The organism is Frigoribacterium sp. CG_9.8, from assembly GCF_015751965.1.
GTDB lineage: Bacteria > Actinomycetota > Actinomycetes > Actinomycetales > Microbacteriaceae > Lacisediminihabitans.
The window spans coordinates 481,712-507,507 of sequence record NZ_JADOVH010000002.1 but is presented as its reverse complement, the minus strand read 5'-3'; the positions used below and the strand labels follow the sequence as shown (position 1 = coordinate 507,507).

Here is a 25,796-nt window from a genome sequence, read left to right as displayed (position 1 = left end):
CGTGCAGGAATACGACGTACCCGCTCTGATCGCAGCAGATCCCGACGCGAACGCGACGGATCTGCTGGTCAACCGGGTGAAAGCCACCCCCGACCTCGCACTGTTCGCGCTGCCGACGGCGACCGGTGGGTGGGCGGATGTCTCGGCATCCGAGTTTCTCGCTCAGGTGGTTGCCCTCGCCAAGGGCCTCGCCGCCGCCGGTATCCAGCCCGGAGACAAAATCGGGCTCATGTGCAAGACGCGCTACGAGTGGACACTCATCGACTTCGCCACCTGGTTCGCCGGCGCGGTGCTGGTGCCCATCTACGAGACATCCTCCCCCAGCCAGGTGCTCTGGAACCTCACCGACTCTGGTGCGGTCGCCATGATCACCGAGACGCCCGACCACTTTGCACGCTTTGATGAGGTCTACGCCGACCTTCCGCTCATCCGCAACGCCTGGAAGATCAACCTCGGTGATCTCGACAAACTCGCCAGGAGCGGAACGGAGGTGACGGACGAGGAAATCGAACGCCGCCGCGTGATCGCCCGCGGATCCAACCTCGCCACCCTCATCTACACGTCTGGTACGACCGGGCGCCCCAAGGGCTGCATCCTCACCCACTCGAACTTCGTTGAGCTGTCACGCAATGCAGCACTGGCAATCCCCGAAGTGGTGAACACGCAATCCAAGACGTTGCTGTTCATCACCACCGCACATATCTTCGCCCGATTCATCGCCGTCCTCAGCGTTCACGGTGGCGTGAAGGTCGGTCACCAGGCGGATACCAAACAGCTGTTGCCGGCCATGGCGTCCTTCAAGCCGACCTTCCTGCTCGCCGTACCCCGCGTGTTCGAGAAGGTCTATAACTCGTCGGAGCAGAAGGCCGAGAGCGGGGGCAAGGGAAAGATTTTCCGTCGTGCTGCCGCGGTGGCGATCGCACACTCGAAGGCCCTCGATGCCGGCAAGGTGCCCCTCCCGCTCGCGCTGCAGTTCGCGCTGTTCAATCGTCTCGTGCTGTCGAAGATCCGGGCGGCGATGGGTGGCAACGTGACATTCGCCGTCTCCGGATCAGCGCCCCTCGGCCTGCGCCTCGGTCATTTCTACCGCAGCCTCGGCATCACGATCCTCGAAGGCTACGGGCTCACGGAGACCACCGCGCCGATCTCGGTAGGCCGTCCATCCAAATTCAAGATCGGCACGGTGGGGCCGCCCCTCCCCGGGGTCTCAGTGCGAATTGCCGCTGACGGTGAGATCCAGGCCAAGGGCATCAATATCTTCGCCGGCTATTGGCAGAATCCCGAGGAGACGGCCAAGGTGTTCGATGGCGAGTGGTTCGCAACCGGTGACATCGGTGAATTCGACGACGACGGCTATCTCTCGATCACCGGACGCAAGAAGGAGATCATCGTCACAGCGGGAGGTAAGAACGTCTCGCCGGCCCAGCTCGAGGACCCGATCCGCGCAAACCCCATCGTTGACCAGGTGATCGTGGTTGGCGACCAGAAGCCGTTTATCGGCGCCCTGATCAGCCTCGATAGCGAAATGCTTCCGGTGTGGCTGAACAACAACGGCGAAGATGCCACCATGCCGATCCACGAGGCCGCGAGGCATCCGAAGATCGTTTTGGAGATCCAGCGAGCAGTGGATGCAGCAAACGCGATGGTGTCGCGCGCGGAGTCCATCCGCAAATTCGTGATCATCACTCGGGAACTCACCGAAGCAAGTGGGCACCTCACTCCCAAGCTCACCATCAAACGCAACACGATTGTCACGGACTTCGCGGCAGAGATCGAGGGCATGTATCAGGGAGCCCCGGCGACCGAGGGGATCTCGATTTAGCTGATCAGCTAGCCGATCAGCTAGCCGCAGCCTGGCCTACCCACGCCGCCGGCTAAAACCAATCGCTGCTTCGAATCGCCTGCATCGCCTCGCGGCGCAGTGTCTTCTCGAGACCGTCGATGTAGAGCGTGCCATCGAGATGGTCTGTTTCGTGTTGGAGCGCCTGAGCCATGACGCCTTCGCCACTCAGCTCGATCGCGTTGCCCTCGAGATCGACCCCGGTGACGCGCGCAAACGGGTAGCGCATGCGCTGAAAATAGAAGCCGGGCACCGACAGGCACCCTTCATCCACGAGCTCCGGATCCCCGGACAATTCCACGACCACCGGGTTGATGATGTATCCGATCTCACCGTCAACGTTGAAGCTGAATGCACGCTGGTTGACACCGATCTGCGGTGCAGCAACGCCAGCCCGACCGGGGATTTTCACGGTGTCGAGCAGGTCGGTGATCAGCCCGGCGACATCGTCAGTCAGTCGGATCGGGTCAGACACCGTCTTCAGCACCGGATCACCGAAAATACGGATCTGTCGCTCGGTCATGCTCGGTGGCTCACTTTCAAGGGTCGTGGGTGGTTACGCTCACCGACAGGGACGCCGGACCGTTCTCGCTCAGGCTCCCCGGCGGGACGGCAGCCCGTCGACGACAAGCGCGGCGAGCTCGCGGGCGGATGCCCTGGTCAGTGGCTTGAGATCGCGGTAGTTGATCACCGAACCGGCAGCGAGATGCGGGTCGTAGGGGATTCGCACTATTTCTCGCACGCGGGATTTGAAGTGTGCCTCGATCTCCTCGAGCTTCACGAGGTTGGTGCCCTGGGTCGCGGTGTTGAGGGCGACCACCGCGTTTTTAACGAGTTCCTGGTACCCGTTTGCCTCGAGCCAGGTCAGGGTCTCAGACGCGAGTCGTGCCTCATCGACACTGCCGCCGGAAACGATCACCACCGAGTCCGCCCGCTGAAGGGTCGCTCGCATCACCGAGTGCACGATGCCCGTGCCGCAGTCCGTGAGAACGATCGTGTAAAAACGTGCGGCGAGGTCGGCCACCACGTTGTAGTCGTTCTCGTCGAAGGCCTCGGAGAGCAGCGGGTCGGTATCGGACGCCAGGATGTCCAATCTCGTCTCATCGCGTGACACCATCGTGGTGAAATCATTGAAGCTGTTGATGGTCGGCGCGAGCGTGACGACATCCCGAACGGTGGAGCGTGTCTGCTTGTTGACGCGCTCAGACAGCGTGCCACGGTCGGGGTTGGCGTCGATGGCGATGATGCGGTCATCGCGGATGTCGCTGAGCGCCATCCCGAGCAGAGCTGTGATCGTCGTCTTGCCCACGCCACCCTTGCGGGTCAAGACCGGGATGAAACGCGCGCCACCCTCAAATCTCTTGTCGACTCGAGCCTCGACGGCCTTGCGGGCGGCAACACGTGGGGAGTCTCCACGGTTCACCGCATGAAAAGTGGCGGTGTAGAGAACGGCATTCAGGCCACCCTCCGGTTTGACGCGCTTTTTCTTGCGCTCGTTGATCAGCCGGTCTGCCGTGAGCATATTGGCCGGCTCCGGCGTCGCAGAGACCTCGCCACTGAGGCGATCGCGCCGGCTGATATCCCGGCGGATCAGGGCCCGGTCGTCGGTACCCGGCAACTCCGGAATGACAACTGGCGCGGGTGCAGCCTCCGGTACCGGAGCCGGTGCGACGACGACGATTGACACCGTGGAGGGTCGCACCACCTCCACCGAACCTGGATTCACCGGCACTGCAACGATCGACACCGCGAGTTCGTCATCCGGTGCAGCATGAACGGTCGTCGGCAGAGAAACCTCAATCGACAGGCTCTGCGGAAGGCTCACGGCGAGATCATCCGCAGCACCGCCGACGAGGTCGTCACCAGCATCGGGGTCGGAAAACGGTTCCCGGCCCTCCGGTTGCCTGCCTGTGGTCGACATGCCGATCCCCTTCGTCGTGCTGAATGCTCCGCGGCAATAACGTTTTACTTTACATCGAGGAGTGAGTAGACGAGCGCGGAGACGACTGCATCCGCGAACGACCCACTCCGAACCGGCCCCTCACCAGGGTCGATTCGATCAGGCAGCTCGATCAGGCCGGCTCGATCACCACCAGGAGGTCACCGGCATCCACCTGCTGAGTGCGCGGGATGGCGAGTCGCCGCACAATTCCGGCGACAGAGGCGGTGATGGCCGCTTCCATCTTCATCGCTTCGATCGACGCCACACCCTGGCCGACGGAGACGATATCGCCTTCGGTGACCTGCAGCGTCACCACACCGGAGAATGGCGCAGCGACCTGGCCGAGAACAGTCGGATCCGCCTTCTCCGCGGACTTGCTGTCGACGGTGATGCTGCGGTCCCGGGCGAACACCGGCCTCATCTGGCCGTTGATCACCGTCATGACGGTGCGCATGCCCTTGTCATCGGCATCCCCGATGGCTTCCAGACCGATGTAGAGGCTCACGCCCTTCTCGATGTCGATCACATGCTCCTGGCCCTGACGCAGCCCATAGAGGTAGTCAACGGTGTCGATGACGGAAAGGTCGCCGTACTGCTCGCGCACCGCCTCGAAGTCCTTGGTGGGGCCGGCGAAGAGCAGTCGGTTGAGGGTGGATCGGCGTGACTCCGCATCGCCAGCAAGACCCGTGCGGTCGGCATCCGTGATCTCCTGGACACCGATCTTCACCGTTCGTCCCGCAAGCACCTTCGAGCGAAACGGCTCCGGCCATCCACCCGGCAGGTCACCGAGCTCTCCGGCCATGAAGCCGACCACCGAATCGGGGATGTCATAGCGGTCGGGGTTCTGCTCGAAATCGACGGGATCGGCGTTCGCAGCCGCAAGGGCAAGGGCGAGGTCGCCAACGACCTTCGACGAGGGGGTGACCTTGGGCGGACGACCGAGCATCTTGTTTGCCGCGGCGTAAAGGTCCTCGATCTTCTCGAATTGATCGGCGAGTCCAAGGGCGATCGCCTGCTGGCGCAGGTTCGACAGCTGGCCGCCCGGGATCTCGTGGTGATAGACGCGGCCCGTCGGACCCGGAAGTCCCGACTCGAATGGTGCGTAGGCGTGACGAACGGCTTCCCAGTACGGTTCAAGGTCGCACACGGACTGGAGCGAGATTCCGGTGTCGCGCTCGGTGTGGGCGAGGGCAGCGACAAGAGCGGATGCGGAGGGCTGGCTGGTCGTTCCGGCCATCGGCGCACTCGCCACGTCTACGGCGTCCGCCCCCGCGCGAGAAGCGGCGAGCAGTGTGGCGAGCTGGCCGCCAGCGGTGTCGTGGGTGTGCACGTGCACGGGAAGGTCGAACCGGTCGCGCAGGGCGATCACGAGCTTCTCGGCGGCGCTTGCCCGCAACAGCCCCGCCATGTCCTTGATCGCAATGATGTGGGCGCCGGCGTCGACGATCTGCTCCGCCAGCCTCAGATAATAGTCAAGGGTGTAGAGATCCTCGGCCGGGTCGAGCAGGTCACCCGTGTAGCAGATGCCGACCTCGGCAACGGCGCAACCGGTCTCGAGCACGGAGTCGATTGCCGGGCGCATCTGGGACACGTCGTTGAGAGCATCGAAGATGCGGAAGATGTCAACACCGGTCGAGGCTGCTTCGCGCACGAAGGCATCTGTCACCTCGGTCGAATACGGCGTATAGCCGACCGTGTTGCGACCGCGCAGCAGCATCTGGATGGCGATGTTCGGCAGCGCCTCGCGGAGGGCTGCAAGGCGATCCCAGGGGTTCTCCCCCAGGAACCGGAGGGCGACGTCGTAGGTCGCACCGCCCCACGCTTCAACCGAGAGCAACTGGGGTGTCATGCGGGCGACATAGGGCGCGACGGCCACCAGGTCCTTGGTGCGTACCCGGGTGGCGAGCAGCGACTGGTGGGCGTCGCGGAAGGTGGTTTCTGTCACCGCGAGCGCGGTCTGGGCGCGCAGAGCGGCGGCAAAACCGACCGGGCCGAGTTGGAGCAGGCGCTGGCGTGATCCGGCCGGCGCGGGCTCGGTCGGGTCGATAGCCGGAAGCTTGAGGGCCGGGTTGATGATGCCGGCGCCATCACCGTTGGGACGGTTGACCGTGACATCCGCAAGCCAGTTGAGGATTTTCGTGCCCCGGTCCTTCGACTGGTAGGTGTCGAAAAGCTCCGGGCGCTCCTCGATGAAAGCGGTGCTGAGGTCTCCGGCCTGGAAAGACGGGTCGTCGAGAACGGCCTGGAGGAATGGGATATTGGTGGAGACACCGCGGATTCGGAACTCCGCGAGTCCACGCTTGGCGCGGGCCACCGCCGCCGCGAAGTCCCGACCACGGCAGGTCATCTTCACGAGCATTGAGTCGAAGTGCGGGCTGATCTGGGTGCCGGGGTTGATCGTGCCGCCATCGAGACGGATGCCGCCACCGCCCGGCGAGCGGTAGGTGGTGATTTTGCCGGTGTCGGGTCGGAAACCCGCGGCCGGATCCTCGGTCGTGATGCGGCACTGGAGGGCGGCGCCACGCAGGTGGATATTTTCCTGCGTGAGCCCGAGCTCGGCAAGCGACTGCCCGTAGGCGATACGCATCTGTGACTGCACGAGGTCGATGTCGGTGACCTCTTCGGTGACGGTGTGCTCCACCTGGATGCGCGGGTTCATTTCGATGAACACGTGCTGCCCCTTGCGCGCCCCCGCGGTGTCGAGCAGGAATTCGACTGTGCCAGCGTTGACATAGCCGATCGACTTGGCGAAAGCGATCGCGTCGCGGAACATGGCGTTGCGGGTAACCTCGTCCAGGTTCGGAGCCGGGGCGATCTCGATCACCTTTTGGTGACGACGCTGCACCGAGCAGTCGCGCTCGAACAGGTGCACGGTCTCTCCCGTGGCATCCGCAAGAATCTGCACTTCGATGTGGCGTGGTCGCACCACGGCCTGCTCGAGGAACATGGTCGAGTCGCCGAAGGCGCTGTCGGCCTCGCGCATCGCTTCGAGGAGAGCGGCACGCAGATCGTCCTTCTTCTCGACCCGGCGCATCCCGCGTCCGCCGCCACCTGCCACGGCCTTTGCGAAGATCGGGAACCCGATCGCATCGGCGCCGGCAAACAACTCGTCGACATCCTTGGACGCCGGGGTGGATGCCAGCACAGGCACGCCGGCAGCGATCGCGTACTCCTTTGCCGTCACCTTGTTTCCGGCCATCTCCAGCACGTGCTGGCCTGGGCCGATAAAGGTAATACCGGCGGAGAAGGCCGCTTCGGCGAGCTCCGGGTTCTCCGAAAGAAACCCGTAACCCGGGTAGATGGCGTCAGCACCACACTCGAGGGCGACACGGATGATCTCCGAGACATTCAGATACGCTCGCACCGGATGCCCCGGCTCACCGATCTGGTATGCCTCGTTCGCCTTGAGGCGATGCATCGAGTTGCGGTCCTCGTAGGGGAACACCGCCACGGTCTGGGCGCCGAGTTCATAGGCGGCACGAAAGGCACGAATGGCGATTTCGCCACGATTGGCCACGAGGATCTTGGTGAACATCTGGTCCTTTCGAATCTCCCGCCAGCTTAGGGCCGAGAGAAGCGGTCAATTTCCCTAAAAGGTGCTGTGCAGGCCGTTGGGATTTAGGTTCTCGAAGACTAGTGACGGTATCGTGGTCACTCATGCATGTACTCAGCGTCAGCTCTCTCAAGGGTGGGGTCGGTAAGACCACTGTGACACTCGGACTGGCGTCCGCTTCCTTCTCGAAGGGGTTGCGCACCCTGGTTGTGGACCTCGACCCCCAAGCCGATGTATCGACCGGGATGGACATCACTGTCGCCGGCCATCTCAATGTTGCTGATGTGCTCGCCTCGCCGAAAGAGAAAACCGTGCGGGCAGCGATCGCACCAAGTGGCTGGACGCGGGGTCGCCCCGGCAAGATCGATGTGATGATCGGCAGTCCGGCAGCGATCAACTTCGACGGTCCGCACCCGAGTATCAAAGATATTTGGAAGCTCGAGGAAGCCCTGTCCACCGTCGAAGCGGACTACGACCTCGTGCTGATCGACTGTGCCCCTTCACTGAACGCGCTCACCCGCACGGCATGGGCGGCGTCGGATCGCGTCACCGTCATCACCGAGCCCGGGCTGTTCTCCGTGGCTGCCGCAGATCGTGCTCTTCGGGCGATCGAAGAGATTCGACGCGGCCTCTCCCCTCGCCTCCAGCCCCTCGGCATTATCGTGAATCGTGCTCGGGTGCAGTCGCTCGAGCACCAGTTTCGTATCAAGGAATTGCGCGATATGTTCGGCCCGCTTGTGCTGAGCCCGCAACTGCCGGAACGCACATCGCTCCAGCAGGCACAGGGGGCCGCCAAGCCGCTGCACGTGTGGCCGGGCGAGAGCGCTCAGGAGATGGCTCACAACTTCGACCTGCTGCTCGATCGCGTACTGCGCACCGCCAAGATCTGCGAATACGCGGTCACCTCGTAGCGCGGTCACCTCGCAGCGCGGTCACCTCGTAGCGCGGTCACCTCGCAGCGCGGGGCATAGTCGCAACAGCCCGCGAAGTGCGGCTCTAGGAGGCGCGGATGGCCCGGCGAGCGGCGAGCTCGTCTGCAACATCCGGACGCTCGGAATCGAGCTCCACGAGGCTGTTCTCCACCTCGCGCAACACCTTGCCGACCGCGATGCCGAAGACTCCCTGTCCACGGCTGACCAGGTCGATGACCTCATCGTTGGACGTACAGAGGTAAACGCTTGCACCGTCACTCATCAGCGTGGTCTGCGCGAGGTCGCTCACTCCAGCCTCACGAAGCTGATTCACGGCTGTACGGATCTGCTGCAGCGAAATCCCGGTATCAAGCAATCGCTTGACCAGCTTGAGCACGAGAATGTCCCGAAATCCATACAGACGTTGCGAGCCGGATCCGGCGGCGCCGCGCACTGTCGGCTCGACGAGCTCTGTTCGGGCCCAGTAGTCCAACTGGCGATAGCTGATGCCGGCCGCGCGTGCGGCGATCGCACCGCGATAGCCAGCCGTGTTGTCGAGGTCGGGCAGTCCGTCGGTGAAGAGCAATCCGAGGTCGTAACGAGAATCCTCGTTACGGTTATGGAGCTCACTCATCTGACTGCCTTTCACGTGTTGTCCACCACTCTCAAGTCTCAAGGAGTGGTTGATACTTCTGTCTCAACCCACGTTACCGAGAGGACCACCCAGTTGGGCCGCTTTGTCGATCTGAGGTGTCGGCGTGTCGGCCGATTATGCTCTCGGAGTCGAGGGATTTCAGCTTAGGGGTCGAGGCGCGACAGCGCCGAGCGAATTAAGCTCGATCGCACGATCTCGAGCTGCCCGGCGATTTCGCGCGCGAGTTCGCCTGCTTTTGTGCGACTTGACGCGTCTTTTCGGCGTGCCGCCGGGATGAGAGCGCTTTCGATGAGCCCGAGCTCACGCTCAGCAGCGGCACGGAAGCCTCGGAGGTGTCGAGGCTCGATTCCGGATCGCTGCAATTCCGCAAGCGAGGTGAGCACCGCAAGGGCTTCCTCGCCATACAGTTCGGCTGGGGCGACGAGCGACGAGGAGACGGCGTCGTTGAGCAGCTGCGGGGTGGCCCCGGCCTCGCGGATCAGCTCGTCACGAGGCATACGCCGCTCCGCCGAGAGGATGGACGGCGACGCGAACGTCGACCCGCCGGGAAGTGTGGGCGGGCGTCCGGCATCCAATTCGTCCAGATAACCGCGAATCACCTTGAGCGGCAGGTAGTGATCGCGCTGCATGGTGAGCACAAACCGCAGGCGGTCGAGGTCACGCGGTGAGAATTTGCGATACCCGGATTCGGTGCGCGCCGGAGCGATGAGTTGTCGTTCCTCGAGGAAGCGGAGCTTCGACGGTGTCAGATCAGGGAACTCGACGGTGAGCCGGGCGAGCACTTGGCCGATGCTGAGAAGCGGTGCAATCCCCGCCAGTCTGGCTTGGGTAGAGGAGCGAGCCAATTACTTACTCGCCTGGTACGCGAGATCCAATCGGGAGGCATAGAAGGTGAGACGGAACTTGCCCACCTGCACCTCTGCTCCATCACGAAGACGGGCGGTGTCGATACGCACTCCGTCGAAGTAGGTGCCGTTGAGCGAGCCGAGATCCCTGATCTCGAATGCCCTGCCCTGGCGGAGAAACTCGGTATGACGCCGCGATACGGTCACGTCATCGAGAAGAATGTCGGCATCCGGATGTCGGCCAGCCGTTGTCACGTCGGCGTCGAGCAGGAAACGCGCACCGGAATTCGGGCCGCGGCGCACCACGAGCAGCGCGGATCCGGAGGGAAGTGCGGTGATCGCCGCCTTTTCTTCCGCAGAGACGTCGCCTCCGAGAGCGGCGAGCTGGGCCGCGAATTCGCTGGTGAGGTGGACCGTGGTCTCAGTGTTCGTAATCTCAGCGTTCGTAATCTCAGCGTTCGTAATCTCAGCGTTCGTAATCTCAGTGTCACGAGGCCGGTTTCCTGCTGCGCCATTCCGGTTGCCTGAATCGACCACGTCGCGCCTCCAATATTTTCCACACTCAGTCGAGCGAAGTGTCCAGATCCGCTGATCAGACGACGCTCTAGTAGTGACCCAGCGTATCCGATTCGATGCCCACACCGGGTCGCGGAATTCTTGAGACTCGCACGGTTTCGCGCAAATAAATAAAACCCGCCCACCAGTACAGGAATGCGCCCCAGAGCGCAAAGGCCCAGCCGCACGGCGCCGTGATCCATGCCAGCGCAGGGAATGCCTGCCCGATCATGAGGATCGGGAGTGCGTAGAACATGCAGAAGGTGGCGAGCTTTCCGAGGTGATGCACGGGAAGAGGGCCATAGCCGAAGTTCGCCAGAAGAATACCGAGAATTGCGAGCATCGCATCGCGGCCCACGATCACGATCACGAGCCACCACGGGATCACCCCGCGAACGGCGAGCCCGATCAGTGCGGTGAAGATGAAGAGACGATCCGCTGCCGGGTCGAGCAGTTGACCGAGACGGGTGATCTGGTTGAGCCTGCGGGCGATGACCCCGTCGAGAAAGTCGGTGATGCTCGAGATCACCAGCACAAGGAGGGCGAGACCGTCTTCGCCGCGCACGATGAGGACCAGAAAAACCGGTACGAGCAGCAGGCGCACGAAACTCAGGATGTTGGGAATCGTGAATATCCGAGAACTCACCTGGTCGCTCTGCTGGTGCTTCACGACCCAAAGTCTATCGGCGGCCAAATCAGTGCCGAGCTGGACTGCCCGAGCCCGCCGGCGTGCACCGGGTCGTCGCGGCGGGTCGTCATGCCGAGCAGTCGCGGCGAGTAGTCGCGCCGAGCAGTTGCGCCGAGCAGTTGCGCCGAGTGGTCGCGCCGAGCAGTTACGCCGAGTGGTCGCGCTGGGGGCATGGTCGTAGAGTCATCAGATGGATGCCGCGACCAGCACGCGCGTCGACAGCTGGATTTGGGCAGTTCGGCTGGCGAAGACCCGGTCCGCGGCAACGGCAGCGTGCCGCGCCGGTCATGTGCAGGTGAACGGCGAGCGTGCGAAGGCGGCACAGCCGGTGCGCATTGGCGACGAGGTGCGACTGCGCACCACTGACCTCGAACGCACCGTTCAGGTGGCACGTCTCGTTGCTAAGCGCGTCGGCGCATCGGTCGCGGTGGACTGTCTTGTCGACTTGACTCCCCCGCCACCGCCGAAGGAGGAGGTGGCGGTCACAGTGCTACGTGACCGGGGAGCGGGACGCCCGACCAAGCGAGAACGCCGTGACCTGGAGAAGTTGCGGGGCCGATCGGTCGACGGATGACAGCAGGCCGCAGTGACCGGGGCGGAGGACCCGGCGGTCGTGGTCGATGGCCGAAGACGGCGGTCGAGGTCGGCGGCCGAAGACGTCCTCAGACCGGTGCGGATACTCTGGAAACGACATCGAAGGAATGGATCACATGACTGACGCCGCTGAACTCAATGAGCCCGTGCAAGACGGGAGCACTGATGCGACCCGAGAGCAGAAGATCTCGGGGCTCATCGGACGGGTTGCCGCGGATCTTGCCCTGCAGCCGCAAAAGGATCTGCTCACCGAGCTGCGGGTGCGATTCTCCGACGCGGGCATTGCCGTGGACGAGACCGAGCTCGGCCGAATCGCTGGCTCCATCCGGCCGGGTAAGTAACCTCCGGCGGCAGGGCATCCGCTTTCGCGGCAAGACGGCCGAGAACCTTCACCCGGTCGGGCGCTGGAATGCCAGCCCCCGACCGGGTAGGGCGGGTCAGGCGGGGAGCAGAACCGTGTCGATGACGTGGATGACGCCATTCGACGCCACGATGTCGGCCTGGGTGACCGTTGCACCGTTGACCTTGGCACCGTCTGAGGTGTCAAAGGTCACGTCGGTTCCCTGCACGGTGGTCGCGCTGGGGGTGCCGACGAGGTCGGCTGCATGCACCGCTCCTGGCACCACGTGGTACGTGAGGATCGCCGTCAGCTTGGGGATGTCAGCGAGCAGTGATTCCACGGTTCCGGCGGGGAGCTTCGCAAACGCCTCATCGGTCGGTGCGAACACAGTGAATGGTCCAGGACCGCTCAGGGTGTCAACAAGTCCAGCGGCCTGAACTGCGGCGACGAGCGTGGTGAAGCTTCCGGCGCTTACTGCGGTCTCAACGATGTTAGCCATGATGTGCTCTTCTTTCTGTCGGGGTGAATCTGTCCGATGCAAGATTTGCTTGAACGGTCTCCACGCTATCCGCGGATTCCTGAGAGCCGCACATCGATCAATGGGAATTCTCCGTGCGATCGCCTGCGTTTCCTGAGGTCGACATCCACAGCCTTGCCGTTAAGGATGATTCGGTAACAGCCCAAGCGCCGCGACAGCAGCGCGCTCATCGAGCAGCTCCGCAACCGAGCTATCGATGCGTGACCGGGAGAATGCGTCGATCGACAGATCGGGAACGACCTGCCAGTTTCCACCCGATGAGGTGACGGGGAATGAGCACACCAGTCCTGCCGGCACACCGTAGGCGCCGTCGGAAACGATGCCGGCCGAGGTCCAGTCGCCATCCGCGGTGCCCTGTATCCAGTCGCGCATGTGGTCGATGGCAGCGTTGGCTGCGGATGCCGCCGATGAGGAACCGCGCGCGTCGATGATCGCCGCCCCGCGCCCTGCCACCGTAGGAATGAACTCGCGCTCGACCCATGCGTGATCCACCGCGACGGGATCGCCGGACAGCAGTGCGTGGGTGAGATCCGGATACTGCGTGGCGGAGTGGTTACCCCAAATCGTCATCCGCGAGAGCGAGGAGACGGGTGCTCCGGTATGACGGGCGAGCTGCGAGAGTGCCCGGTTGTGGTCGAGGCGGGTCATCGCGGTGAACCGGGCGGAAGGCACATCCGGAGCATTGGATGCGGCGATCATGGCGTTGGTATTGGCGGGGTTACCCACCACGAGCACCCGGATGTCGGACGCGGCTCCATCATTGATCGCCCGACCCTGCGGCCCAAAAATACCCCCGTTAGCCGCAAGCAGGTCTCCCCGCTCCATGCCAGCCGTACGTGGGCGGGAGCCCACCAGGAGCGCCACGTTTGCTCCGTCGAATGCGCGCGCGGCGTCATCGCAGATATCGACAGACTTCAGCTGCGGGAAGGCGCAATCATCCAATTCCATGGCTATCCCCTCCGCGGCGCGCATGGCCTGCGGCACCTCGAGCAGGCTCAACTCCACCGGTTCGTCGGCGCCGAGCATCGCGCCGGATGCGATGCGAAAAAGGAGGGCGTAGCCAATTTGTCCGGCTGCGCCGGTCACCGTGATTTTCATATCCCGACAGTACCCCGCAGCGCTGCGCCGGCAGAATGCGCTGCGCTGACCGAATGCGCTCCGGGCAGGGCTCCAGGTCAGTATCTCCGGATCAATATCTCCGCATCAATGCTGAGTTGCGACGTACACGGTGTTGGATGAGACACCCGAGGTCAACGGATTATCAAAATCGACGACGTGCGCCACCACACTGTCGAAGACGACAGATGCCAGCGCAACGAATTCTTCGTCAGGCGGGTCGTCCGACCACAGGGCAAAGACCCCACGGTGCGTCAGATGTCGCACCAGTGCCCGCAGGCCATCCTCGGTATACAGGTCGGCATGGCTCGGGTCTAGCTGGTGGCGTGGCGAGTGATCGACGTCGAGCAGGATCGCATCGTAGCGAGCGGATGCCTCGGGCTCACGTCGCATACAGGCGAAAAAGTCACCGGCCACCAGAGTTGTTCTCGGGTCATTAACCAGTGTCGCCGAGACGGGAAGCAAGCCTCGCCGGTGCCAGTCGATCACTGCGGGCAGGGTGTCGATCACTCTGACCGACCGCACTCGGGGGTCGGCGAGGGCAGCGACGGCGGTGTATCCGAGACCGAGACCGCCGACCAACACATCGAGCTCCGTCCCGTCAGCAGCCGTCCCGTCAGCAGCCGTCCCGTCAGCAGCCGTCCCCTCGGCAGCCGTCCCCTCGGCTTGGGGTGTCTCAAGCGCCGCGAGGCCGAGGGTTGCAAGTTCCTCCTCCGCGACGGTGAAGAGACTGGACATGAGAAACTCCTCCCCCAGTTTCACTTCAAAAACATCGACGCCGAGGGTCGGTTCGATCCGCCGCCTCAGCGTGAGGTCTCCCATCGGTGTCGGCTGAAAATCCAGTTCCTCGAAACGCAAGCTCATTTGGTGTCCTCACTGGGTGCCGTCACTGCGTGCCATCACTGGGTGCCATCACTGGGTGCGCCACAACGCGGTGCACACCTCGCGAATCCCACCGTAGCCGTCGCCGCGGTCGTCGACTTCGCCCGACTGCCGACGATTCTGGGACCTTCGACCCCCTCCGCGACCGCACTGGCGAGGAGGGTAGAGGCCCAACCAAAGGACATCCCATGAAAGCCGCCGTCGTCACCACATTTAGTGAAGCGCTCACGATCGAAGACCGCCAGATACCCGAACCGGCGGTGGGGCAGGTGTTGGTACACCTCGAGGCATGCGGACTCTGCCACACCGATATCCATGCCGCCAATGGCGACTGGCCGGTCACGCCGACGCTTCCCCTCGTGCCCGGTCACGAAGGGGTCGGCATCGTGGAGAAGCTCGGGGAGGGCGTCACACGCCTTCGAGTCGGCGACCGCGTTGCCATTGCCTGGCTCGGATTCGCCTGCGGCGACTGCCGGTACTGCATCGACGGCCGTGAAAGTCTCTGCGAACAGCAATTGAACAGCGGCTATTCGGTCGACGGAGCCTTTGCCGAGTACACCCTTGTGTCGGCCCGCTTCGCAACCCTCGTGCCCGAAGGCATCACCGCGATGGATGCTGCACCTCTCAGTTGCGCAGGAGTCACCACCTACAAGGCGCTCAAGGTCGCGTCGATCGTACCCACCGAGCGCGTCGCCATCTTCGGTATCGGGGGTCTCGGCCACCTCGCGGTGCAGTACGCGCGCATCATGGGCGGATCCGTCATCGCCGTCGACATCGAGAAGGAGAAACTTGATCTCGCCGTGTCGCTCGGCGCCGACTTCGTCGTCAATGCCGCCGAGGTCGATCCTGTCGAGGCGATACACGAGCTTGGGGGCGTGGATGTTGCGCTGGTTCTCGCCGCATCTCCACGGGTCTTCGAGCAGGCCTTCGCCTCACTGCGTCGCGGTGGCCGGCTCATCTGTGTCGCACTTCCTGCCGAGGGCACCATGAGCATCCCGATCTTCGACACGGTGCTCAAGGGCATCTCGATCATCGGCTCGATCGTGGGAACGCGGCAGGACCTCGCCGAGGTATTCGCCCTTCATGCCGCCGGACGCACACAAGTGATCTCCGAGAGCCGACGACTAGACCAGGTCAACGAGGCGATGGCAGAGGTTTTGTCGAGCAAGGTACCCGCCCGGCTCGTATTCGAGTTCTGAGCCAGCGGCGTCACGGCCGCTTCCGTCGCGCAATGGCGGCGCGATCAGCGGACGGACGCGGGGAGCGGATCACTCCATGCGGTACTGCGATGGAAATAGTGAAGTGCATCCCCGTGGAGGTCGCTCCAATGACGGTGATGCGAGAATTTGGGAGTGCGCGCATCGTGCGCGCACAATCCATCGCTGACAATCCATCGCAGACAACCCATCGCAGAGGAGCAGCTCCGTGTCATCCGCTGTCAAGAGGTCGGTACTCGTCGCGGGGATGCGTCGCACCTACCTTCGAGTCGCCCCGGCAGCTGCTGCGACTGCAAGTGCGACTGGCCGCGCCCTCGTGCTCGTGCTACACGGGTCCAACCAGTCGGCGAACACGATCCGCCGCTACTCTGACCGAACCTTCGACTCGCTCGCGGGCCGGGGTGCCGTCGTTGCCTACCTCGATGGTTTCCGTGGGGATTGGAACGACGCGAGGGTCAGTTCAATTTCTGCCGCGCGTCGGAATGAAATTGATGATGTCGCCTTCGTCACCGCCGTAATCGATGACCTGGCCACACACGACAGGGTGGACCGGGATCGAGTTTTCATTGTGGGGTTTTCTGCCGGAGGCTACATGACAATTCGGGTGATTCATGAAATCCCCGACCGCATCGCGGGAGCGGGTCTAATCTCGGCAACGCACGCAGACGCGGCAAACTTCTTCGGCAGCCGGTACGAATCCGCGCCAATCTCGGTCACCATGTTTCACGGCACCAGCGATCTTTTCGTCAAATATGGCGGCCAATCCGCCAGGCGATGGGGGCCATTCCGCGGTGGTGGGATGCTTTCAGCACCAGGGACTGCGAAGTATTTCGCGCAGCGCAACGGCATTCTGACCCCGGGGGCACAACGTCAGGTCTCCGCTGATGTCGTAGAAACGGTCTATGCGGACGGCGTCAAACCCCAGGTGAGGCTGTTCAGCATCACCGGTAAAGGCCACACGATACCGGGTGCACGAGGGAACCTATTTGCGGGCCACTCGACCAGATCGATCGTCGCGGCCCAGGTATTGGCTGATCACTGGGCTTTGCCGTCGGCAGTGGAGCGAATGGTGGTTCGGGATCGGATCTGAGCGGTGACACATAAGGACCGCCAGGACGGCAAACGGTGGGAAATGTGACGCCATGGATCTTTTCCTACTGTCACGTTTCCTCGATGTCACGTTTCCTTGATGTCACGTTTCCTCGATGTCACGTTTCCTTGATGTCACCGTGAATACAGCCGAAACACTCGCACCCCGGCGGGGTCTGGCACAGGATGGGAGCGGACCTCGCACCGGCGCGAGGCAGGGAGATATCGATGACTGTTCCATCGCTTGCATCAGACCATATCCACGACATCAGTGCGGCTGCCAGCCACACCGCGGTCACCCGCAATAACGGCAATAACGGCAATAACGCCAGTTACGCCAATAACGCCAGTAACGCCAATAACGCTCGGATTGAACAGGATTCTCAGCCCGTCAGCCCGCTGGCCACTCTGTCGCTGCTGGCGAGCGACCTGGCCGGGGAGTTTGCACTCGAACCGCTGCTGCGCCGCATCCTCCGCAATGCTGTCGAGTTGCTGCACTGTCACAGTGGATCGATCTGCACGATCGACGCCACTGCGGGGCACTACCGCAAGGAAGTGGACCTCGACGTCGGATGCCGGTCAGGCGAGGTCTTCCCACTTGACGAGGGCGTTACCGGAGCCGTCGTGCGGGCGGGCGGACCCATTGGGTTTGACCAGTATTCGCTGGTGCCCGGAGGCCACATCCAACCGAGTGACCTCCGATATTCCCGCGCGGTTATCGGCGTGCCAATTCGTCTCGGACCCGCCATCGTCGGTGCCTGTGTCGTGTTCGGGGATGCCCCCTCCCGCCGCTTTGATACCGACGATGTGCAGCTTCTCGAGCTATTTGCCATTCATGCCGCGGTTGCCATAGCGAATTCGCGCGTACTCAACGTACCGACAGCCGCGCAGATACCGGGCCTGACAACCCGCGAGCTTCAGGTGACTACATTCCTCGAGCGCGGCTGGCCCGACAAACTCATCGCGCGGGAACTCGGGATTTCAGCGAAGACCGTCGAGAAGCACGTCGGCACAATCCTTCGCAAGTCCGGCGCACGCAGCCGGGCGGAAGTTGCGGCGCGTGTCATTCGAGGCGATCCGGGGATCCAGTAGGGAAACTCCCCATAGCCGCTGTCCCCGCTGCGATCTAGGTTCGGAACTACGCAACATACGGAGGCCAATGTGGGTGTCGTCTCGCTCAAGGAGATCGTGGATCGGGCGTTTGGCGAGCGGTACGGCGTGCCAGCGATCAACATCCTCAACGATCTCACCCTGCAATCGGTGCTCGCGGGTGCGATGGAAGCGAGATCTCCACTGATCGTTCAGACCTCGGTCAAGACCGTAAAGTCGATCGGCGCTCCGGTGCTGTTCGCGATGTGGAAAAGCATGACCGAGCACGTCGACGTTCCCGTCACTCTTCACCTCGACCACTGCCCGGATCGTGCGATTATCACCCAGTGTCTCGATCTGGGCTGGAACTCAGTACTCTTCGATGCGTCCCAGTTGCCAGTGGAGGAAAACCTGCGGCAGACGATTGAGGTTGTGGCCGAAGCTCGCGCCCATGGCGCTCACGTCGAAGGGGAAATCGAGGCCATTACCGGAGTCGAAGACGGCCATGGTTCTGACGAGGTCGGAGCACGCCAGACCCTTGAGGTCTCGCTCGACTTCATCCGACGAACCGGGGTGGATGTGTTCGCACCATCGATCGGGAATGCACATGGCGTGTATGCCTCTGAACCGGTACTCGATTTCGACCGCGTGACGGCCCTGGTTGGTGCCGAAACCGTGCCGATCGCGTTGCACGGGGGCAGCGGCATGACCGACGACCAGTTCCGCGACCTCATCAGCCGTGGCTGCGCGAAGGTCAATATCTCGACAGCACTCAAGATGCTTTACCTGCAGTCCTCACTGTCACACACGCAAAAATCAGCGGCCGCGGGCAAGTGGGATCCGCCGACTGTCTTCGCCGCGGTATCCAGTGATGTCAGGGCAATGACAACAGCGCTAGCAGAAACCTTTGGCAGCGCCGGGAAGGCGTGGTGAGATGCCGGCCCTGATTTTCGACTGCGATGGCGTGCTCGCAGACACGGAGCGTTTCGGGCACCTGCCGGCCTTCAACCAGGCCTTCAGGGAATTCGGTATTCCAGTGGAGTGGAGCGATGCGGATTACGCCCGAAAAGTGCTGATCGGTGGGGGCAAGGAGCGGATGGCGAGTGAGCTGACCGCTGACCTGGTCTCCCGGGCCCGATTGCCGGCGGATGCCGCGGGGCAGGCCGCACTCGTCGCAGAGTGGCATCGGCGCAAGACGGAAATTTACACTGGCCTCGTCGCATCCGGGGCGCTCCCGGCTCGGCCGGGTATTTTGCGGATTGTGAACGAAGCTCTCGTGGCGGGCTACACCCTGGCGGTCGCCTCGACCTCAGCGGAAGCATCCGTCCGGGCTGTGCTCACACACGTGGTCGGTGTAACCACTGCTGCGCAATTTCGTATTTTTGCCGGTGACTCGGTCGCGGCAAAAAAGCCGGCACCGGACATTTATCTGCTCGCCCTTGATCAGCTTGGTGTCACTGCCGATGATGCGGTCGTCATCGAAGACAGCGCCAATGGGCTCCGGGCCGCACTCGCAGCCGGCATCTCGACTGTTGTCACGGTCAGTGGCTACACGCGTGACGAAGATTTCGCCGGCGCATCCCTCGTTGTCACTTCCCTCGGTGAACCCGATGGCGAAGTCACCGCTGTGCTGGTTGATGCCGCCGGGGTGCATCCACGGGCTTACATCACGATTTCAGACATCGATGCAGTTCTGGCGGGAGCATCACCCGGTGCGGTCGAACCGGAACGCTCCGATGGACACGAGAGGAAACACCTGTGAGCAGCAGTCTTGACACGACCGAATTCGTCGTCCGTACCATTGCGACGACCTGCGTCGAGAACGAGAAATATTTCGGAGACCTCGACTCGGTCGTCGGCGATGGGGATTTCGGATATTCCCTCGCCCGCGGTTTCGAGCAGGTGCTTACACAATGGGATCAGTTCGACCGTGATGATTCGGGCACGTTCCTGTTGAAGGTGGCCATGTCAATCACGAGTCGAATCGGGGGCACGTCCGGGCCGATCTGGGGAACCGCCTTCTTGCGAGCGGGGACCCAGCTCAAGGGAAGCGAAAATATTGCGGTCGGCGATGTCGTTACCGCCCTGCGCTCGAGTATCGAAGGCATCAAGAAACGCGGAAACTCGGATGTCGGTGACAAGACTCTGCTCGACGCGCTCGCGCCTGCCGTGGACGCCCTGGAGCAGGCGCACGATGCCGGCGAATCCGTGGCGGATTCTGTGCGGGCGATGGCGACGGCGGCTCGCACCGCAGCCGAACATACGAGCACAATGCAGGCGAGACGCGGGCGGGCCAGCTACAGCGGCGAGCGCAGCATCGGGTCTGCAGATGCAGGAGCGCTCGCCGTCGCCGTATTGGCCGAACGGCTTGCCGAGACGTGGAATAGCCGCCAGCCCGTGTGAGGCACCCTCGATATTTTCCATCCCACCACCCGACAACTGGAGAAGCAAATGAAGAAGTTTATCAACGACCCGCAGCAATTCGTTCCCGAGATGTTGAAGGGTATTGCACTGGCAAACCCGGCGACCCTTGTCTACGTTCCGAAGTACAACCTCATCCACCGCGCCGATTCGCCTCGGGACGACAAGGTGACGATCATCCAGGGGTCGGGCTCCGGCCACGAGCCGGCCCACGTGATGACCGTGGGAAAGGGAATGCTCGACGCAGCGTGCCCCGGCGACATCTTTGCCGCACCGCCGATGGACTACGTCTACGAGACGACGAAGTTGCTTGCCTCCCCCAAGGGTGTTTTGCTGCTGGTGAACAACTACACCGGCGACCGGATGGCGTTCGATATGGCCCAGGAGATGAGTGAAGCCGACGGCGTGAAGGTGAAAACGCTGTTCATCAATGACGATGTGTCGGTCGAGGACTCCACCTACACGGTCGGACGCCGCGGGGTGGCCGGAAACTTCTTCGTCATGAAAGCCGTCGGTGCAGCGGCTGAAACCGGAGCGGAACTCGACGAACTGATCCGGATCGGCGAAAAAGTCAACTCTGTCACCCGTACGATGGGTATCGCCCTCACGGCCTGCACGCCCCCGTCCAAGGGCTCGCCACTGTTCGATCTGGCCGACGATGAGATCGAGATCGGGGTGGGAATCCACGGAGAACCCGGACGACGACGGGCCAAGTGGATGCCGGCCAACGAGATCATCGATGAGCTGCTGGGAGCTGTCGTACCCGACCTCCCCTTCGCCAGCGGCGACCGGGTGGCTCTGATGATCAACGGTCTCGGGGGAACCCCGATCAGCGAGCTGTATATCCTCTACGGGATCGCACACGAAAGGCTGGCAGCCCAGGGAATCACAGTGGGGCGAAACTATGTCGGTGAGTACTGCACGTCTCTCGATATGGCGGGTGCCTCGCTCACGCTGGTGAGGCTGGATGACGAGATCGAACAACTGCTCGAAGCTCCAGCCGAGGTGGCCGTGCGCATCTTCTAGGGAAGAGTTCGATTACGCCGCCGGCGCGGTTCAGCGCGCTCTGTGCGTCTCGAGCCGGGCCGTCACCACGCCAGTAATGCTTCGGGCCAACCGGTGCGACGGACGTTCGACGGCCCAGTGGAATCCCCACGCCGCAAGCAGGGCGAGCGGCAGTGTGAGAATCGCAACGAGCCACCACCGGTCGTCGCCGAACAGAAAGGTGAGGGAGGCCAGGATCGGGATGTGTACAAGGTAGAGGCTGAAGGAGACTTTACCGAGCCACTGTATGCCCCGGGCTTCAAGAACGGACCGAACCGGTCGCACCGCGATGGCTGCGAGTACGAGACCGGCGGCACCGAGCACTGACGACTGAGAGAGCAGGGTGTTCACGACGCTGCCCACCGGAAACAGTGGGCGCAGCATCCACTCGCCAATCAGCAGGAGAAGGGATGCGGCCACGAGGGCCACGCCGGCGAGACCGGCGCGCGGCCGCAGAAGGCGGCGCTGCGTCCACTCGCGGATCGCTTCCAACCGCACTGCCATCAGGGTTCCGATGAAGAACACCGGGAGGTAGCGCAGAGCATCGACCTCGTTGATCGCACCGAGCGTGCTTATTGCACAGACCACCGCGAGTGCGATGACCCAGTAGCGCGACAGCAGGATTGCCAGTGCCACGAACAGAGGCAACAGCACCGAAAAGACCAGTTCCCAGCGCAGCGACCAGAGGACATTGTTGATCGGGTACGACCCGGCGGTGAGGCTGGCTTCAGTGAAGATCGATCCCCAGCCGACGGACGTGGCCTGCGCCTTATCCATCCAGGTTCCCTGAGTGATCACCGAATCGCTGCGCGGCAGGAGCAAGATGAACGCCGTGCCGATTACGAGCGACGCCCACACAGGCATGTACAGGCGAGCCAGACGTCCAGTCAGAAAACCGGCCCACGAGAATCCGCCCGGCTTCAGCGCGGGAAGTGCCACCACAAGTCCACTGAGGACGAAGAAAACGAGCACAGCCTCCGACCCGGCGGTGAGCAGTTTGAGCGGCGTCTGCGATATCCACCAGAGCACGCTTCCCACGCCCGTCCCACCCTGCTGGCGCAGCACGGGCTCGGCCACAAGATAGAGGTGATGGAACACAACGACAAGGGCTGCAACTCCGCGCAAACCGTCGAGAGAGGCGAGTCGCGAGCCGCGTTTTTTGCCTTCTAGAGCGGGAGAATCCGCGGCGCGAGACACAGACACTGGCGTTTTCACGGCACTCGCAGTGGAAATCATCCTGCTAACCCTAGGGAGGATTTCTGTATGGCGCGTCTGAAGAGCGCATTTCAGTGGCGTTCGACGCCTCGGGAATGTTCAGTTGCGCTCAGCCGATTCCCGCTATTTGCACCAGCACAACCTCGGCCCACGCACACAGCGCATCCGTCACAGCGCATCCGTCACAGCGCCGTGAGGACTAGTGCGGCGCCCTGCCCGCCACCACCGCAGATACCGGCCGCACCCACCGAATCAGAGCCGAGCGCAGCAAGCCGAAGAGCGAGGTGCCCGACGATACGAGCACCGGATGCTCCGATGAGATGGCCGAGGGCGACCGCTCCGCCGAAAAAGCGGTGATCGCGAGCGCCGGTTGCGAGTGCAGCGATACGTCTGGGCCGGCAACGAGAGCGTGCGAGACCACGGTGGCAATGTCGTGATGCCAAGCGCATCGGCGGCGGTGCTGCTCATCAGGACAATGGCCGCCGCACCATCGGCGATCTGCGATGACGTACCCGCGGTGATCGTTCCGGATCTTGCGAACACCGGGCGCAGAGCGGCAAGCGTCTCGACAGTGGTCGAGGCACGAAGCCCGTCGTCAACCGAGATGAGCGTCGGTCCCCCGCGCCCGGCAATTGACCATGGTGCGATTGGCAATGGTGCGATTTTTAACGCCTGCACCGCGACACCGGCTCGGGCAAGTACGGCCGAGATCGCGTGCGCGCCCAGCTCGGTTGCCGGTACCGATGCGAATGCGCCATTGAATTTTACGAAGGAAGTGCGGGCCTAGCCCACGATCACCGCGCTCATTCCGTGACCCTGCTCTCGTTCTATGATGCCGGGAGCCCCAGCACTGGCAGCAGTTCGACCGTGAACGGGGCTCCCGTCTTACCGGTGAGTTCATCCAGACTGACGCCGGGAGCCGTAGCCCGCAGCACCAGCCCCTCATTGACCACGTCAAACACGGCCAGGTCGCTGATGATGCGCTGCACCACCCTCGCCCCGGTCAGCGGGAGGTCGCATGCGGCCACGATCTTCGGGCTACCGTCTTTGGCCACATGCTCCGTAATCACAATGACTCGCGGTGTGCCGGCGACGAGATCCATCGCCCCTCCCATACCTTTCACCAATTTGCCCGGGATCGTCCAGTTAGCGAGATCACCATTACCCGCGACCTGCAGCGCCCCGAGGATCGCAACCTGAACATGCCCGCCTCGAATCATCGCGAATGAAGTTGCCGAGTCGAAGAAGCTCCCGCCAGGGGAAAGGGTGATGGTTTGTTTGCCCGCGTTCACCAGGTCGGCATCCTCCTCGCCATCGATCGGGAACGGACCCATGCCGAGTAATCCGTTCTCGCTCTGCAGGGTCACAGACACTCCGTCGGGGAGGTGGTTGGCGACAAGGGTCGGGATCCCGATTCCAAGATTCACGTATTCGCCGTCATTCAATTCGCCTGCGGCAATGGCCGCCATTTCGTCGCGAGTCCACACCATGTCGTCTCTCCCTTTCCTACACTTCAACCGTGGGGCGCGGCCGAACGGTCCGCTGCTCAATCGCTTTGACCCGCGTCGTAGCGAGCACGAGGCGCTGAACGAAGATTCCCGGAGTGACGATGACTTCAGGGTCGAGGTATCCCTCGCTGATCTCCTCGGCTTCAACGATGGTGACCCGGCCGGCAGTTGCGACGTTGGGATTAAAATTGCGTGCGGCGAAATGGTAAACGAGGTTGCCGGCCCGGTCAGCGCGGTGGGCGCGCACCAGTGCAAGATCGGTGATGATGCCGCGCTCAAGCACGAACAGCTCACCGTCGAACTCGTGGAGTTCCTTTCCCTCGGCGATCGGCGTTCCGACCCCCGTTTTTGTGTAAAAACCGGCGATTCCCGCCCCGCCCGCGCGCAGTCTCTCCGCCAACGTGCCCTGCGGCACGAACTCCACCTCCAACTCTCCGTTCAAAAATTGAGCGGCGAACAGCTTGTTTTCGCCAACGTAGGAGGCCAGAACGCGCGTCACCTGGTGGTTCTCCAGCAGGATCCCCAGGCCCTGCCCATCGACACCCATGTTGTTCGACACAATCGTGAGGTCTCGCGCACCGCTCTCACGAACCGCCTCGATCAGATCGCTCGGATTACCGCTCAACCCGAAACCACCCACCGCGATCGTGGATCCATCGTGGATCACATCGTGGATGGCTTCTCTCGCGCTTGACCACTGCTTCGTCATGCAGACTCCCTCGTGTGGTGACGAACGATCACAGTCCACAAAGTGGGCAATACGTCCTGTCCCCACGCTATAGAGACCGATCGATACCCGTCAAAGCCGAACAGCAAAGTGGGCGCAGTATGGTCAAAAACAGTGAGTTGATCCACCATGTGGATAGTGAGAGACTGACATCGGGAGTTTGAGCAAGGGGACTGATGGCCGAACCCATTCAGGGCGCACAGGTGATCCGGCGCGTCGGACGGGTGCTGCGAGTGGTCAGTGAGCACGCACCGCGAGGTGTCTCGACCACCGAAGTTGCTCAGCAGACCGGGCTGACCCGCCCCACTACCCACCGGCTGCTTACCTCCCTCGCGGCCGAGGGTTTCCTCGACCTCGACAATTCACACGGCCGATGGTTCCTCGGTCCGGAGCTGTATCTGATGGGTGCCCTCGCCGCTGAACGGCACAACATTTCTGATTTTGCCCAGTCCAGCGTTGAGCTTCTTGCCCGCGAGACCGGTGAGAGTGCCTTTCTCTCCGCCCGGCAAGGCTACGAAACGATTTGCCTCTTGCGCGAAGAGGGTAGTTTTCCCGTTCGGTCGTTCGTGCTTCACGAGGGTGTTCGGTTCCCGCTCGGTGTGGCCTCAGCCGGGCTGGCAATCCTCTCGTTTCTCTCCCCCGCCGAGGCCGAGGCCTATCTGGCACGGGATCTGTTGGAGGCGGAGTGGGGCGCATCGCATGCAATTCCCGTCTTGCGACAGCGCATCGTTGAGACGCGGCAACACGGCTACGCGGTCAACCCGGGACTCATCGTGGAAGGGAGCTGGGGTATGGGGGCGGCCGTCTTCGATGAGTACTGCCGCCCCGGATGGGCGCTCAGCCTCACCGGGATCGAGTCGCGCTTCAGCACTTCACGCAGGCCAGAACTGGGCCGGCTGCTGCTGGAACAGGCACACGTGATCACCAAAAAACTAAAGAATCGATCGACCGTCGGACGACGGTGATGTGATGCGGGTTGCCCAGTCACGCTCGCGAGGTGAGTGCGGGTTTCGGTGCTCAGCCGGGC

At 62.8% G+C, this 25,796-nt stretch carries 28 protein-coding genes; 12 read left to right on the top strand and 16 right to left on the bottom strand.

Annotation, left to right across the window (positions count from 1 at the left end):
- Window position 1 precedes the first annotated feature (1 nt).
- On the top strand, window positions 2-1,822 hold the full coding sequence (locus IWX88_RS07220; RefSeq protein ID WP_196828685.1) for an AMP-dependent synthetase/ligase: 1,821 nt from the start codon (window positions 2-4) through the stop codon (window positions 1,820-1,822).
- Between the two features lie 52 nt (window positions 1,823-1,874).
- Here the strand turns inward: IWX88_RS07220 and IWX88_RS07215 are convergent, their stop codons facing one another.
- From IWX88_RS07215 to IWX88_RS07205, 3 genes are all read right to left on the bottom strand, one after another.
- Window positions 1,875-2,363, bottom strand: a complete 489-nt coding sequence (locus IWX88_RS07215) for a peptide deformylase (protein ID WP_196828683.1) — start codon at window positions 2,361-2,363, stop codon at window positions 1,875-1,877.
- A 69-nt stretch (window positions 2,364-2,432) separates the two neighbouring features.
- Window positions 2,433-3,761: a MinD/ParA family protein gene (locus IWX88_RS07210; RefSeq protein WP_196828681.1), complete on the bottom strand. Its 1,329-nt coding sequence runs from the start codon at window positions 3,759-3,761 to the stop codon at window positions 2,433-2,435.
- A gap of 151 nt (window positions 3,762-3,912) precedes the next feature.
- The gene (locus IWX88_RS07205) at window positions 3,913-7,317 is read right to left on the bottom strand and encodes a pyruvate carboxylase (RefSeq protein WP_196828678.1); all 3,405 of its coding nucleotides are present in this window, start codon (window positions 7,315-7,317) and stop codon (window positions 3,913-3,915) included.
- A gap of 122 nt (window positions 7,318-7,439) precedes the next feature.
- On the opposite strand from IWX88_RS07205, the gene IWX88_RS07200 reads away from it, so the two are divergent.
- Entirely contained in the window at window positions 7,440-8,246 is an 807-nt protein-coding gene (locus IWX88_RS07200) for a ParA family protein (RefSeq protein WP_196828676.1), read from the top strand.
- A gap of 85 nt (window positions 8,247-8,331) precedes the next feature.
- Here the strand turns inward: IWX88_RS07200 and IWX88_RS07195 are convergent, their stop codons facing one another.
- The 5 genes from IWX88_RS07195 to IWX88_RS07175 form a co-directional block, all read right to left on the bottom strand.
- Window positions 8,332-8,880 carry a MerR family transcriptional regulator gene (locus tag IWX88_RS07195; RefSeq protein WP_196828674.1) on the bottom strand — a complete coding sequence of 183 codons (549 nt, stop codon included), beginning with the start codon at window positions 8,878-8,880 and terminating at the stop codon, window positions 8,332-8,334.
- 164 nt (window positions 8,881-9,044) lie between these two features.
- The gene (locus IWX88_RS07190; protein ID WP_196828672.1) at window positions 9,045-9,746 is read right to left on the bottom strand and encodes a MerR family transcriptional regulator; all 702 of its coding nucleotides are present in this window, start codon (window positions 9,744-9,746) and stop codon (window positions 9,045-9,047) included.
- Entirely contained in the window at window positions 9,747-10,196 is a 450-nt protein-coding gene (locus IWX88_RS07185) for an FHA domain-containing protein (RefSeq protein WP_370568248.1), read from the bottom strand.
- 154 nt (window positions 10,197-10,350) lie between these two features.
- A complete protein-coding gene (locus IWX88_RS07180; protein ID WP_370568228.1) occupies window positions 10,351-10,971 on the bottom strand; it encodes a CDP-alcohol phosphatidyltransferase family protein in 621 nt (206 codons plus the stop codon).
- Window positions 10,968-11,162 (bottom strand): hypothetical protein, encoded by a 195-nt coding sequence (locus tag IWX88_RS07175; protein ID WP_196828670.1) that lies wholly within the window; start codon window positions 11,160-11,162, stop codon window positions 10,968-10,970. Before IWX88_RS07175 ends, IWX88_RS07180 begins: the two co-directional genes overlap by 4 nt.
- A 17-nt stretch (window positions 11,163-11,179) precedes the next feature.
- On the opposite strand from IWX88_RS07175, the gene IWX88_RS07170 reads away from it, so the two are divergent.
- Both IWX88_RS07170 and IWX88_RS07165 read left to right on the top strand, forming a co-directional pair.
- Window positions 11,180-11,563 carry an RNA-binding S4 domain-containing protein gene (locus IWX88_RS07170; protein WP_196828668.1) on the top strand — a complete coding sequence of 128 codons (384 nt, stop codon included), beginning with the start codon at window positions 11,180-11,182 and terminating at the stop codon, window positions 11,561-11,563.
- Window positions 11,564-11,699: 136 nt separating this feature from the next.
- A complete protein-coding gene (locus IWX88_RS07165; protein WP_196828666.1) occupies window positions 11,700-11,924 on the top strand; it encodes a hypothetical protein in 225 nt (74 codons plus the stop codon).
- Between the two features lie 96 nt (window positions 11,925-12,020).
- Here IWX88_RS07165 and IWX88_RS07160 read toward each other — a convergent pair whose 3' ends face one another.
- The 3 genes from IWX88_RS07160 to IWX88_RS07150 form a co-directional block, all read right to left on the bottom strand.
- On the bottom strand, window positions 12,021-12,422 hold the full coding sequence (locus tag IWX88_RS07160) for a fasciclin domain-containing protein (protein ID WP_196828664.1): 402 nt from the start codon (window positions 12,420-12,422) through the stop codon (window positions 12,021-12,023).
- A gap of 159 nt (window positions 12,423-12,581) precedes the next feature.
- Window positions 12,582-13,559 (bottom strand): malate dehydrogenase, encoded by a 978-nt coding sequence (locus IWX88_RS07155; protein WP_196828662.1) that lies wholly within the window; start codon window positions 13,557-13,559, stop codon window positions 12,582-12,584.
- A 105-nt stretch (window positions 13,560-13,664) separates the two neighbouring features.
- Window positions 13,665-14,441, bottom strand: a complete 777-nt coding sequence (locus IWX88_RS07150; RefSeq protein WP_196828660.1) for a spermidine synthase — start codon at window positions 14,439-14,441, stop codon at window positions 13,665-13,667.
- 206 nt (window positions 14,442-14,647) lie between these two features.
- Between IWX88_RS07150 and adhP the strand changes: the two genes are divergently transcribed.
- The 7 genes from adhP to dhaK all read left to right on the top strand — a co-directional run bounded on the left by adhP (window position 14,648) and on the right by dhaK (window position 21,301).
- Window positions 14,648-15,658: an alcohol dehydrogenase AdhP gene (adhP, locus tag IWX88_RS07145; RefSeq protein WP_196828658.1), complete on the top strand. Its 1,011-nt coding sequence runs from the start codon at window positions 14,648-14,650 to the stop codon at window positions 15,656-15,658.
- Between the two features lie 226 nt (window positions 15,659-15,884).
- A complete protein-coding gene (locus IWX88_RS07140) occupies window positions 15,885-16,766 on the top strand; it encodes a PHB depolymerase family esterase (protein WP_196828656.1) in 882 nt (293 codons plus the stop codon).
- Between the two features lie 227 nt (window positions 16,767-16,993).
- Window positions 16,994-17,857: a LuxR C-terminal-related transcriptional regulator gene (locus tag IWX88_RS07135; protein WP_196828654.1), complete on the top strand. Its 864-nt coding sequence runs from the start codon at window positions 16,994-16,996 to the stop codon at window positions 17,855-17,857.
- A gap of 69 nt (window positions 17,858-17,926) precedes the next feature.
- Entirely contained in the window at window positions 17,927-18,787 is an 861-nt protein-coding gene (locus tag IWX88_RS07130) for a class II fructose-bisphosphate aldolase (protein ID WP_196828652.1), read from the top strand.
- A 1-nt stretch (window position 18,788) separates the two neighbouring features.
- Entirely contained in the window at window positions 18,789-19,616 is an 828-nt protein-coding gene (locus tag IWX88_RS07125; RefSeq protein WP_196828650.1) for an HAD-IA family hydrolase, read from the top strand.
- Window positions 19,613-20,257, top strand: coding sequence for a dihydroxyacetone kinase subunit DhaL (gene dhaL, locus IWX88_RS07120; protein WP_196828648.1), 645 nt, complete (start codon window positions 19,613-19,615; stop codon window positions 20,255-20,257). Before IWX88_RS07125 ends, dhaL begins: the two co-directional genes overlap by 4 nt.
- A 48-nt stretch (window positions 20,258-20,305) precedes the next feature.
- The gene (gene dhaK / locus IWX88_RS07115; RefSeq protein WP_196828646.1) at window positions 20,306-21,301 is read left to right on the top strand and encodes a dihydroxyacetone kinase subunit DhaK; all 996 of its coding nucleotides are present in this window, start codon (window positions 20,306-20,308) and stop codon (window positions 21,299-21,301) included.
- Window positions 21,302-21,331: 30 nt separating this feature from the next.
- On the opposite strand, the gene IWX88_RS07110 is transcribed toward dhaK, so the two are convergent.
- From IWX88_RS07110 to IWX88_RS07095, 5 genes are all read right to left on the bottom strand, one after another.
- Window positions 21,332-22,522: an acyltransferase family protein gene (locus IWX88_RS07110; protein WP_370568227.1), complete on the bottom strand. Its 1,191-nt coding sequence runs from the start codon at window positions 22,520-22,522 to the stop codon at window positions 21,332-21,334.
- Window positions 22,523-22,716: 194 nt separating this feature from the next.
- A complete protein-coding gene (locus IWX88_RS14210; protein WP_370568247.1) occupies window positions 22,717-22,830 on the bottom strand; it encodes a hypothetical protein in 114 nt (37 codons plus the stop codon).
- Complete coding sequence (locus IWX88_RS14205; RefSeq protein WP_370568246.1) at window positions 22,787-23,212, bottom strand: hypothetical protein; 426 nt, start codon at window positions 23,210-23,212, stop codon at window positions 22,787-22,789. Before IWX88_RS14205 ends, IWX88_RS14210 begins: the two co-directional genes overlap by 44 nt.
- A 149-nt stretch (window positions 23,213-23,361) precedes the next feature.
- The gene (locus IWX88_RS07100) at window positions 23,362-24,024 is read right to left on the bottom strand and encodes a 3-oxoacid CoA-transferase subunit B (protein ID WP_196828642.1); all 663 of its coding nucleotides are present in this window, start codon (window positions 24,022-24,024) and stop codon (window positions 23,362-23,364) included.
- A 16-nt stretch (window positions 24,025-24,040) separates the two neighbouring features.
- A complete protein-coding gene (locus IWX88_RS07095; protein WP_196828640.1) occupies window positions 24,041-24,751 on the bottom strand; it encodes a CoA transferase subunit A in 711 nt (236 codons plus the stop codon).
- A gap of 194 nt (window positions 24,752-24,945) precedes the next feature.
- Here IWX88_RS07095 and IWX88_RS07090 point away from each other — a divergent pair, with 194 nt between their 5' ends.
- Entirely contained in the window at window positions 24,946-25,734 is a 789-nt protein-coding gene (locus tag IWX88_RS07090) for an IclR family transcriptional regulator (RefSeq protein ID WP_196828638.1), read from the top strand.
- Window positions 25,735-25,796: the final 62 nt, after the last annotated feature.